This is a genomic window from Streptomyces sp., from assembly GCF_035645055.1.
Classification (GTDB): domain Bacteria; phylum Actinomycetota; class Actinomycetes; order Streptomycetales; family Streptomycetaceae; genus Streptomyces.
The window spans coordinates 63,274-73,834 of record NZ_DASQNH010000002.1 but is presented as its reverse complement, the minus strand read 5'-3'; the positions used below and the strand labels follow the sequence as shown (position 1 = coordinate 73,834).

The 10,561-nt window shown below is 73.0% G+C and carries 9 protein-coding genes and 2 pseudogenes; 9 read left to right on the top strand and 2 right to left on the bottom strand.

Going from position 1 to position 10,561, the window contains the following annotated elements:
- A pseudogene (locus VE614_RS01310) lies at positions 1-353 on the top strand (transglutaminase); the annotation flags it as partial.
- A gap of 469 nt (positions 354-822) precedes the next feature.
- Here VE614_RS01310 and VE614_RS01305 read toward each other — a convergent pair.
- Positions 823-1,551, bottom strand: a complete 729-nt coding sequence (locus VE614_RS01305) for a lysophospholipid acyltransferase family protein (protein ID WP_324930484.1) — start codon at positions 1,549-1,551, stop codon at positions 823-825.
- A 339-nt stretch (positions 1,552-1,890) separates the two neighbouring features.
- On the opposite strand from VE614_RS01305, the gene VE614_RS01300 reads away from it, so the two are divergent.
- The 5 genes from VE614_RS01300 to VE614_RS01280 all read left to right on the top strand — a co-directional run bounded on the left by VE614_RS01300 (position 1,891) and on the right by VE614_RS01280 (position 6,486).
- Positions 1,891-2,241, top strand: coding sequence for a thioredoxin family protein (locus VE614_RS01300; protein WP_324930482.1), 351 nt, complete (start codon positions 1,891-1,893; stop codon positions 2,239-2,241).
- Between the two features lie 226 nt (positions 2,242-2,467).
- Entirely contained in the window at positions 2,468-2,977 is a 510-nt protein-coding gene (locus VE614_RS01295) for a flavin reductase family protein (RefSeq protein WP_324930478.1), read from the top strand.
- Positions 2,978-3,195: 218 nt separating this feature from the next.
- Positions 3,196-3,981 (top strand): electron transfer flavoprotein subunit beta/FixA family protein, encoded by a 786-nt coding sequence (locus tag VE614_RS01290; RefSeq protein ID WP_324930474.1) that lies wholly within the window; start codon positions 3,196-3,198, stop codon positions 3,979-3,981.
- 53 nt (positions 3,982-4,034) lie between these two features.
- Complete coding sequence (locus tag VE614_RS01285) at positions 4,035-4,997, top strand: electron transfer flavoprotein subunit alpha/FixB family protein (protein ID WP_324930470.1); 963 nt, start codon at positions 4,035-4,037, stop codon at positions 4,995-4,997.
- Positions 4,998-5,190: 193 nt separating this feature from the next.
- Complete coding sequence (locus VE614_RS01280) at positions 5,191-6,486, top strand: DUF6986 family protein (protein WP_324930466.1); 1,296 nt, start codon at positions 5,191-5,193, stop codon at positions 6,484-6,486.
- 300 nt (positions 6,487-6,786) lie between these two features.
- Here the strand turns inward: VE614_RS01280 and VE614_RS01275 are convergent, their stop codons facing one another.
- Positions 6,787-7,836 carry a LacI family DNA-binding transcriptional regulator gene (locus VE614_RS01275; protein WP_324930463.1) on the bottom strand — a complete coding sequence of 350 codons (1,050 nt, stop codon included), beginning with the start codon at positions 7,834-7,836 and terminating at the stop codon, positions 6,787-6,789.
- 214 nt (positions 7,837-8,050) lie between these two features.
- Here VE614_RS01275 and VE614_RS01270 point away from each other — a divergent pair, with 214 nt between their 5' ends.
- From VE614_RS01270 to VE614_RS01260, 3 genes and pseudogenes are all read left to right on the top strand, one after another.
- A complete protein-coding gene (locus VE614_RS01270) occupies positions 8,051-9,004 on the top strand; it encodes an ROK family protein (RefSeq protein ID WP_324930460.1) in 954 nt (317 codons plus the stop codon).
- A 140-nt stretch (positions 9,005-9,144) separates the two neighbouring features.
- Positions 9,145-9,351: a hypothetical protein gene (locus VE614_RS01265; RefSeq protein WP_324930457.1), complete on the top strand. Its 207-nt coding sequence runs from the start codon at positions 9,145-9,147 to the stop codon at positions 9,349-9,351.
- 141 nt (positions 9,352-9,492) lie between these two features.
- Positions 9,493-10,533: pseudogene (locus VE614_RS01260) on the top strand (NUDIX hydrolase); the annotation flags it as partial.
- Positions 10,534-10,561 lie beyond the last annotated feature (28 nt).

The window sequence follows — 10,561 nt, the reverse complement described above, 5'->3', positions numbered from 1 at the left end:
GTCATCGGGCAGCGGACCGGCATCTGCTACGCCAAGGCCCACGCGCTGGCCGCGCTGCTGCGCGCCGAGGACATCCCGACGGCCCTGTGCTACCAGAAGTTCGAGGCGGTGCGCGGGCTGGTCGCTGTCCGGTTCGACGGGGCGTGGCACCGGCTGGACCCGCGCGGCGGGGGAGCGGGGGCCAGGGCGACGTTCTCGCTCACCGGCGAGGGCCTGGCCTTCACGGCCGACCCGGAGTCGGACGAGCTGGACTGTCCGGCCCTGTATGCCAGCCCCACCCGCTGGTCATGCGGGCCCTCAAGGCCGCCCCGGACCGGGCGTACCTCTCCCGGACGCTGCCGACCGCCCTCTGAGGCGGGCGATGACGTTCTCCCCGGCCCGCGCTCACCCCGCCGCGCCGCCGGCCGGTCGCGATCGCTGGTCTCCCGCCATGCGTGCTGGGGGAGCGACGACACCGGACACGGCGGCCGCCGGCACAGCCGGGACGGCTCCGTGCGGCGGGCCGTTCGCCCGGCTGCGGGGGCGGTGGCCGCTCACGGGACGACGCGCAGCGCGTCCCGGCCGAAGTGGGCGCGGACGCCGGCCCTGGAGGTACGGCTCGGCGATCCAGCCGCCCGTCCCAGTACCGCCGCAGCCGCCACCGGCACCTCGATCCAGCGCCGCAGCGATCCGCCCCCGTAGCGCAGTCGGTCCCGAGGTCGCCGGGCCGGACCATGCCGACGGCGCCGCGCGGGGTGCGGTGAGGGCGCGCGAAGGGCGGAACGGGGCGCGGAAGAGCGGTGCGGGCGCGCGGCGAGCGGGCGGGCGGAGTGTGGTGCGGCGTCAGCGGGCCTCGGCCGCGCGGACTTCCTCCGCCGTCGGGGCGGTGCCGCCGAGGTGGACCGGCAGCCACCAGGGGTCGTCGGTGTCCTTCGGGCGGACCGGGTAGGCCCGCTGCGCGGCCTCCAGCAGCTCCTGCACGCGCTCCCGCAGCTGCCGGGTGATGGCACCGGCGTACTTGTCGCGGGACGCCTCGATCGCCTCGCCCACCCGGATGGTGATGGGTGTGTGGCTGCGCTTGAAGTTGCGCGGCTGGCCCTTGGTCCACAGCCGCTGGGTGCCCCACACGGCCATCGGGATCAGCGGCACACCGGCCTCCTGCGCCAGGCGCGCGGCGCCCGTCTTGAAGCTCTTCAGCGTGAACGACTCGGAGATGGTGGCCTCCGGGAAGACGCCGACGACCTCTCCGGAGCGCAGCGAGTCGAGGGCGTGCGCGTACGCCGCCTCGCCCTGCTTGCGGTCCACGGGGATGTGCTTCATGCCGCGCATCAGCGGGCCGGACACCTTGTGCCGGAAGACCGACTCCTTGGCCATGAACCGCACGAGACGCTTCTGGGGCAGCGCGGCCAGTCCGTTGAAGACGAAGTCCAGGTAGCTGATGTGGTTGCTGACCAGCACGGCACCGCCCGAGCGCGGGATGTTCTCGGACCCCTTGCAGTCGATCTTGAGGTCCCACGCCTTGAACAACGTGCGGGCGAGACCGATGACGGGACGGTAGACGAGCTCTGCCATGGACGAGACGAACCCTTCCTTCTCTGCCTGGGAAGGGACTCCCAGTGGAAAGTTACGCAGCCGTAGGTTTACGGCATCTCGCAGATCGTGCCCCAAGAACGAACGCTGAGCCAGTCCCCGTGCCCGTCCTGGGCGAGATCCTCGTCACGTCACCCCCATGATCACCTGGGCTTTTACACGCGCTTTACTTGGCGCGTACCGTGACGCGGCGTGCGAGTGAATACATCTCACACTCCAAGCGGTACCCGGAAACCCCGCGGGGGAACGCGGCGGTCGGCGCCGCCGGGGGAGACGTCCGGGAGCCGGGAATCTCGGCGGCCCCCGGAACGCTGCACGACAGTGACGACGGGACCGGGCGGGAGAGTGCGCGTGCAGGACGAGGGAAAGCGGCTGGCGGCGGCCGAGTTGGGTGCGGAACTCGGCGAGCGGGCCACTCTGGTGCAGTTCTCCAGTGCCTTCTGCGCCCCCTGCCGGGCCACCCGGAGGGTGCTGAGCGAGGTGGCCGGCATGGTGCCGGGTGTCCGCCATCTGGAGGTCGACGCCGAGGCCCGTCTCGACCTCGTCCGGCGCCTCGGCATCCTCAAGACACCGACCGTGCTGGTGCTCGACGCCGACGGCCGGATCGTCCGGCGGGCCGCCGGACAGCCCCGCAAGGCCGATGTGATCGCGGCCCTCGGGCAGGCCGTGTGAGCGGCCCCCGACGAGCCGGCGGGGCCGCTGCCGGGCAGGTGAGGCATCTCCCAGATTCCGGTACGCACTTGACTGTGCATGCCAGCTATCGTCAGCCTGACCTTATGCCTTCGGAACTCCTCCTCTTCGGGCGGGCCCACATCGACCTCGCCCGCACCGCGAGCGCACGCTGTCCGGACTGTTGAGCAGCCACGGATCCGCTCGTCCCCACCCTCAGAAGGCCACCATGACGGCAACCCCCGACCTGACCACTCCTCAGCTCGCCTCCCCCGACCTGCTCCGCGCCGTCTTCCGGCGGCACGCGGCGGGCGTCGCGGTGATCACCGCGCGGGGGGCCTCCGGTCCGGCCGGCTTCACCGCCACCTCCCTCACCTCGGTCTCCGCGGACCCTCCGCTGCTCTCCTTCGGCATCGGCACCGGTGGCTCCAGCTGGCCGGCCGTCTCCGAGGCGGACCATGTGGGCGTCCACATACTCGGCGAGCACCAGCGGGAGCTGGCCGCCACCTTCGCCCGCAGCGGCGCCGACCGCTTCGGCGCGCCCACCGCCTGGCGGGAGGGCCCGGAAGGCGTCCCCGTGCTCGACGACGTGCTGGCCTGGCTGGTGTGCCGGGTCCACGCGCGCGTGCCCGCGGGGGATCACCGCATCGTGCTCGCCGAGGTCGTCGTCGGCGACCCCGCCGGCGCCGGCCGTCCGCTGCTCTATCACCAGGGCCGGTTCACCGAGCTGCGTGATTGATCACGTGCGGCTGCGCCTGCGAAGGCGTCCGGTTCCGGTTACGCTGCGTTGCGAAGGTCACAGTTCAAAGCGCTTGCTTAGCGGGCAGGAACTGGGTGTACTGACGAGTAATATTCGGGTCGGGAGCGCAGGCCGCCCCGGCCGGGATCGGCCGCTTGGGGCGCCTATGCTGCCTGCAAGAGGCAGCCGAGAAATGACGAGGCAGTAGGAGAGCCGGCGTGAGCTTGAGGATCGTTGTCACTGTGAAGTACGTGCCCGACGCCACTGGCGACCGGCACTTCGCCGATGACCTGACCGTCGACCGCGACGACGTGGACGGCCTGCTCTCCGAACTGGACGAGTACGCGGTCGAGCAGGCGCTGCAGATCGCCGAGGACGCCGACGACGCCGAGGTCACCGTGCTGACGGTCGGCCCGGAGGACGCCAAGGACGCCCTGCGCAAGGCGCTGTCCATGGGCGCCGACAAGGCGATCCACGTCGAGGACGAGGACCTGCACGGCACCGACGCCATCGGCACCTCCCTGGTCCTGGCCAAGGCCATCGAGAAGGCCGGCTACGACCTGGTCATCTCCGGCATGGCCTCCACCGACGGCACCATGGGTGTCGTCCCGGCCCTGCTGGCCGAGCGCCTGGGCGTCCCGCAGGTCACTCTCCTCTCCGAGGTCTCCGTCGAGGACGGCACGGTCAAGGGCCGTCGCGACGGCGACGCCGCCTCCGAGCAGCTCGAGGCCTCCCTGCCGGCGGTCGTGTCCGTCACCGACCAGTCGGGCGAGGCGCGCTACCCGTCCTTCAAGGGCATCATGGCCGCCAAGAAGAAGCCGGTGGAGTCCTGGGACCTGTCCGACCTGGACATCGACGCCGAAGAGGTCGGCCTGGACGGCGCCTACACCAAGGTCGACTCCGCGACCGAGCGCCCGGCCCGTACGGCCGGCACGATCGTCAAGGACGAGGGCGAGGGCGGCAAGCAGCTCGCTGAGTTCCTCGCGGGCCAGAAGTTCATCTGAGCCCCGCCCAGCTGACCGCCCCTCAACTTCGCACGCAGGAGAGAAGAAGTCCCATGGCTGAAGTCCTCGTCTACGTCGACCACGTGGACGGTGCCGTCCGCAAGCCGACCCTGGAGCTGCTGACCCTGGCCCGCCGCATCGGCGAGCCGGTCGCCGTCGCCCTCGGCAACGGCGCCGCCGACACCGCCGCCGCGCTCGCCGAGCACGGCGCGGTGAAGGTCCTCACCCACGACGCGTCCGAGTACGCCGAGTACCTGGTCGTGCCGAAGGTCGACGCCCTCCAGGCCGCCTACGAGGCCGTCTCCCCGGCCGCCGTGCTGGTCCCGTCCTCCGCGGAGGGCAAGGAGATCGCCGCCCGCCTCGCGCTGCGCATCGGCTCCGGCATCATCACCGACGCCGTCGACCTGGAGGCCGGCGACGAGGGTCCGGTCGCGACCCAGTCGGTGTTCGCCGCCGCCTTCACCACCAAGTCCCGGGTCGCCAAGGGCACCCCGGTCATCACGGTCAAGCCGAACTCGGCCGCCGTGGAGGCCGCCCCGGCCGCGGGCGCGGTCGAGGCCCTGTCCGTGACCTTCTCCGAGAAGGCCACCGGCACGAAGATCACCGGCCGTACGCCGCGTGAGTCGACGGGCCGCCCGGAGCTGACCGAGGCCGCGATCGTGGTCTCCGGCGGCCGCGGTGTCAACGGCGCGGAGAACTTCGCGATCATCGAGGCGCTCGCCGACTCGCTCGGCGCGGCCGTCGGTGCCTCGCGCGCCGCCGTCGACGCCGGCTGGTACCCGCACACCAACCAGGTCGGCCAGACCGGCAAGTCCGTGTCGCCGCAGCTGTACATCGCCTCCGGCATCTCCGGCGCGATCCAGCACCGTGCCGGTATGCAGACCTCGAAGACCATCGTGGCCGTCAACAAGGACCCCGAGGCCCCGATCTTCGACCTGGTCGACTACGGCGTGGTCGGTGACCTGTTCGACGTCGTCCCGCAGCTGACCGAAGAGATCAAGGCCCGCAAGGGCTGATCTCGCACGGCTGTGCCGAGGCCCCCGTGACCGCCGACGGTCACGGGGGCCTCGGCGCGTCCCGGCCCGGCGCGCGGGAGAGGCGTCCAGGACGGACCATGCTGCGGACGGGTGTTGACCAGCGGAAGTCACCCGGATAACTTCGGTCTGCGGATTATCGATTCCGTACAACGGAAAATAGGAGGGTGTGGGAATGGGTCAGGGCCAGCAGGAGCAGGTGGCGACGAGCCTCGCGGGCGCCGTCGGCGAGGAGATCAGCGCCTCCCTCGCGCCGGTCGACGCCGAACTGGAGCGGCTCTACCCCGGCGACCCCGGCACCCGCCAGCCCGTCCACACCGTCTACGTCCCCGGTGACGCCTTCGCCGCCGACACCGTCCGCTCCTGGGGCGACCAGGCCCTCGCCGCCCTCGACGAGCACGCCCCGGACGCCGTGACCTTCGCCGCCGCCCTGGGCCTCGCGGACGACCTCGCCGAGCCGGTGTACTCCCGCGTCCGCGCCAAGCTGGAACGCGAACCCATCGAGGACCTGCGCGTCGACTTCGAGGACGGCTACCAGGGCAAGGACGAGGACCAGGACGCGGCCCGCGCCGCCCGCCTGATCGCCGAGGCCCACCGGAACGGCACGGCGGCCCCGTACATGGGCATCCGCATGAAGTGCATGGAAGCCGCCGTCCGCGACCGCGGCATCCGCACCCTCGACATCTTCCTCACCGGCCTGACGAAGGCCGGCGGACTGCCCGACGGGCTGGTCCTCACCCTGCCCAAGGTCACCTACCCCGAGCAGGTCACCGCCATGGTCAGGCTGCTGGAGGCCTTCGAGAAGGCGCACGGCCTGGAGCCCGGCCGGATCGGCTTCGAGATCCAGATCGAGACCAGCCAGTCCATCCTCGCCGCCGACGGCACCGCCACCGTCGCCCGGATGATCCAGGCCGCCGATGGCCGCGCCACCGGCCTCCACTACGGCACCTTCGACTACAGCGCCTGCCTCGGCGTCTCCGCCGCCTACCAGGCCAGCGACCACCCCGCCGCCGACCATGCCAAGGCCATCATGCAGGTCGCCGCCGCGGGCACCGGCGTACGTGTCTGCGACGGCTCCACCAACGTGCTGCCGATCGGCTCCACCGAGAAGGTGCACGACGCCTGGCGCCTGCACTACAGCCTCACCCGCCGCGCCCTGGCCCGCGCCTACTACCAGGGCTGGGACATGCACCCCCGCCATATCCCCACCCGCTACGCGGCCGTCTTCGCCTTCTACCGCGAGGGCTTCGAGCAGGCCGCCGGCCGCCTCGCCCGCTACGCCAACCGGGCCGGCGGCGACGTCATGGACGAGCCCGCCACCGCCAAGGCGCTCAGCGGCTACCTGCTGCGCGGCCTTGACTGCGGCGCCCTCGACATCGCCGAGGTCGCCAGGCTGACCGGGCTGACCCGCGCCGACCTGGAGGGCTTCGCCGCACCCCGCCGAGGTGACCTGACGGCCTCGGCCAAGTAGCGGCCCGGTCGGCGGTCCGGGGAGCGCGGCGAGGAGCCCGTGAGGAGCCCGGTGATCAGCGGCCGTCGCCGGCAGGGATGCCGGTGCGGCGCGCCGGCCCCGCACCCGCGCACGGGCAGCCGGGCCCGCCGGACGGCGAACAGCTCCCCGACGCCGCCGGGCGCCGCGAACGGCCCCGTGAGGGCCCGGACCCCTCTGGCCTGGCGTCCGGACAGATCAGCGGATGCTCGCGCGGCGCCTCGGCGGGCCGAGCGCGCGCAGCATACGGCGTCGCGGTCGTCGCGGCCGGGCCCGGGGTCCTCAGTCCGCCGGGGGCAGCTCGCCCGAGCCGCGGGTGATCAGCCGGGTCGGCAGCTCGATCCGCTCCGGGGCGACCAGGGAGCCGTCCAGCTGGCGGAACAGCCGTTCGGCGGCGGTACGGCCGAGCGCCGCCGCGTCCTGGGCTACGACCGTGACGCCCGGCTGGAGCAGGTCGGCCAGCTCGATGTCGTCGAACCCGACCAGCGCGACCCGGCGGCTCCGCTCGGCCAGGACCCGGACCACGGTGACGGTCACCCGGTTGTTGCCGGCGAAGATCGCGGTGACCGGAGCCGGGCCGGAGAGCATCCCCTCGGCCGCGCGGCGCACCCGTCCCGGATCCGTGACGCCCAGCGACATCCACGCGTCCTCGACCGGTATGCCCGCGTCCTCCATGGCGGCCCGGTAGCCGCGCAGCCGCTCGGCGGCGGTGTGGATGCGGGGCATGTCGCCGATGAAGCCGATCCGGCGGTGCCCGTGCGCGATCAGATGGGCCACCCCGTCGCGGGCGCCGCCGTAGTTGTCGGAGAGCACCACGTCGGCGTCGATCTTCCCGGCCGGACGGTCCACGAAGACGGTGGCCACGCCCGCACTGATCTCCGGCTCCAGATAGCGGTGGTCGTCACCGGCCGGAATCACCACCAGGCCGTCCACCCGCCGGGCGCACAGCGCCAGCACCAGCTCCTGCTCGCGCTCCGGGTCCTCGGCGCTGGAGCCGTTGATCAGCAGCGCTCCGTGGGCCCGGGCCACCTCCTCGACCGCGCGGCTCAGCGGGCCGTAGAACGGGTCGGCGAGGTCCTCCAGGACCAGGCCGATGCTGGCGGTACGGCCCTTGCGCAGCACCCGCGCGCTGTCGTTGCGGCGGAATCCCAGGGCCGCTATGGCGTCCTGGACGCGCTGCTCGGTCTCCGGGGTCACGCCCGGCTCGCCGTTGACGACCCGGGAGACCGTCTTCAGACCGACCCCGGCCCGCGCCGCGACGTCCTTCATGGTGGGCCGGTTGCCGTAACGGTTCCCGGGGAGGCGGTCTGCTCGGCGGATGGTCTCGGGCACGATGCGCTGTCCTGTCCTGTGGTCCACGGGGTGCGTCGGTCCATGGGGTGTATGAGGATGTGGCGTCGAGCATAGAGCCTGGACAACGTTGTCATGGCCGGGAGAGACTGTCCACCGCAGACTCCGGTCCCGCGCCCCACCGCGGCACCGGGCCCACCCGTCTCCCCTGGCAGAAGGGGAGAACACACCTGGTTGACGGGGAGATCCGACTCTGATGCACACCGACCTCGTGGCCGCGCTCGACATCGGCGGCACCAAGATCGCGGGCGCGCTGGTGGACGGCGGCGGCCGGATCGTGGTGCGCGCCCACCGCCCGACGCCCGCACAGGAGGACGGCGACACCGTGATGCGGGCCGTGGCGGACGTCCTCGACGAACTGGCCGCCGCGCCGCTGTGGAGCGGGGTGGACGCCGTCGGCATCGGCAGCGCGGGCCCCGTGGACGCCTCCGCGGGCACCGTCAGCCCGGTGAACGTGCCCGGCTGGCGGGGCTATCCGCTGGTCGAGCGGGTCCGGGCGGCGACCGGCGGGCTCCCCGTCGAGCTGATCGGCGACGGGGTGGCGATCACCGCCGCCGAGCACTGGCAGGGTGCCGCGCGCGGGCACCACAACGCGCTGTGCATGGTGGTCTCGACGGGCGTCGGCGGCGGTCTGGTCCTGAACGGCAGGCTGCACCCCGGCCCCACCGGCAACGCGGGCCATATCGGCCACATCAGCGTGGACCTCGACGGCGACCCGTGCCCGTGCGGGGCGCGCGGCTGTGTGGAGCGCATCGCGAGCGGCCCGAACATCGCCCGGCGCGCCCTGGAGAACGGCTGGCGGCCCGGCCCGGACGGCGACACCTCCGCCGCCGCGGTGGCCGCCGCGGCCCGGGCGGGCGATCCGGTCGCCGTGGCCTCCTTCGAGCGGGCCGCCCAGGCGCTGGCCGCCGGGATCGCGGCCACCGCGACCCTGGTCGAGATCGACATCGCCGTCATCGGCGGCGGCGTCGGCAAGGCGGGTGAGGTCCTGTTCGCACCCCTGCGCACGGCACTCGCCGACTACGCCACCCTCTCCTTCGTCCGGCACCTCGCCGTGGCCCCGGCCCAGATGGGCACGGACGCGGGGCTGGTGGGCGCGGCGGCCGCGGCCCTGTCCCGGCGGGCGGGGAAGGCTGCGGCGGGGGTGTGAACCGAGCGGCGGCGGGGGTGTGAGCCGACGTGGTGGGGCGACGTGGTGGGGGCGCGGGGCGAGCGGGGACGTTCGGTCGTGCGGCCGGGCCGATGGCAGCCGGGCCGTGACCTCGGACCCGGTTCGCAGTTGGACGGGGCATGAAGAAGCGCAGCATGCTCGCCATCGCCTCCCTCGCCACCGGATTCGTCGTCGCGGCGATCACCCCGTCGCACGCGCTCGGGGAACAGCCGAGCGACCTCAGCGTGGGCGACACCGTCAGCAGCCTCGACCCGGTCATCGCCACGGGCGGCCTGGACACGTCCGGCGACGAGACGTCCGACGACGCCTCCGGCGAGAAGAACTGACCAAGCGGCCCAGGACCAGCAGGCGCCGGCTCCCCGTGCCAGGGGACCGGCGCCTTCCGCTTGTGCGCCCTCAACGGGGGCGCGTTTCCATGGCAGGGTGGAGCGGGCAAGCCACAGGGGTCCAACAGAAGAGGGGGAAACGTGACCGTCGTCTGGATCAACGGCACGTTCGGTGCGGGGAAGACCACCACCGCGCGGGAACTGATCGAACTGATCCCGAACAGCACGCTCTTCGACCCCGAGGTCATCGGCGGCGAAATCCCGCATCTGCTGCCGGCCAAACGCCTCGCCGAGGTCGGCGACTACCAGGACCTGCCGATCTGGCGCCGGCTCGTCATCGACACCGCGGCCGCGATGCTCGCCGAACTCGGCGGCACCCTCGTGGTGCCCATGACCCTGCTCCGGCAGGAGTACCGCGACGAGATCTTCGGCGGGCTCGCCGCCCGCCGGATCCCCGTCCACCATGTCCTGCTCGCCCCGGACGAAACGATCCTGCGGGAACGAATAGCCAACCGGGAGGTCCCCCCGGACCTCCCCGACGGCGAGATGCGGATCCGGCAGTGGTCCTACGACCACATCGAGCCCTACCAGGCCGCGCTCGCCTCCTGGCTCGCCACCGACGCCCATCCGATCGACAACGGCGCCCTCACCCCGCACCAGACCGCCGCCCGCATAGCGGAGGCCGTCGCCTCGGGCGCCGCGCCCGTCTGCGACATCGTGCAGACCCCCGAGCCCACCGCCGAGACGCTGGCCGCCGGAGTGCTGCTCTTCGACGAGCAGGACCGGGTGCTGCTCGTCGATCCCACCTACAAGCCCGGCTGGGAATTCCCCGGCGGCGTGGTGGAACCCGGCGAGGCGCCCGCCCGGGCCGGGATCCGCGAGGTCGCCGAGGAGACCGGCATCCACCTGGCGGACGAACCGCGCCTGCTCGTCGTCGACTGGGAGCCGCCCGCACCGCCCGGCTACGGCGGACTACGGCTGCTCTTCGACGGCGGACGGCTCGACTCCGCCGGCGCCGCCGGTGTCCTGCTGCCCGGACCCGAACTGCGCGCCTGGCGCTTCGTCACCGAGCAGGAGGCAGCCGACCTGCTGCCGCCGGTGCGCTACGCACGGCTGCGCTGGGCGCTGCGGGCCCGCGAACGCGGGGCGGCGGTGTACCTGGAGGCCGGCACCCCCGTCGGCGACCGGCCGGGCGAGAGCCAGGGGGTGC

Coding starts and splice junctions, on each gene's coding strand:
- VE614_RS01265 (WP_324930457.1), top strand. CDS start 9,145: ATGAAGAAGCGCAGCATGCTCGCCATCGCCTCCCTCGCCACCGGATTC.
- VE614_RS01295 (WP_324930478.1), top strand. CDS start 2,468: ATGACGGCAACCCCCGACCTGACCACTCCTCAGCTCGCCTCCCCCGAC.
- VE614_RS01305 (WP_324930484.1), bottom strand. CDS start 1,551: ATGGCAGAGCTCGTCTACCGTCCCGTCATCGGTCTCGCCCGCACGTTG.
- VE614_RS01270 (WP_324930460.1), top strand. CDS start 8,051: ATGCACACCGACCTCGTGGCCGCGCTCGACATCGGCGGCACCAAGATC.
- VE614_RS01280 (WP_324930466.1), top strand. CDS start 5,191: ATGGGTCAGGGCCAGCAGGAGCAGGTGGCGACGAGCCTCGCGGGCGCC.
- VE614_RS01285 (WP_324930470.1), top strand. CDS start 4,035: ATGGCTGAAGTCCTCGTCTACGTCGACCACGTGGACGGTGCCGTCCGC.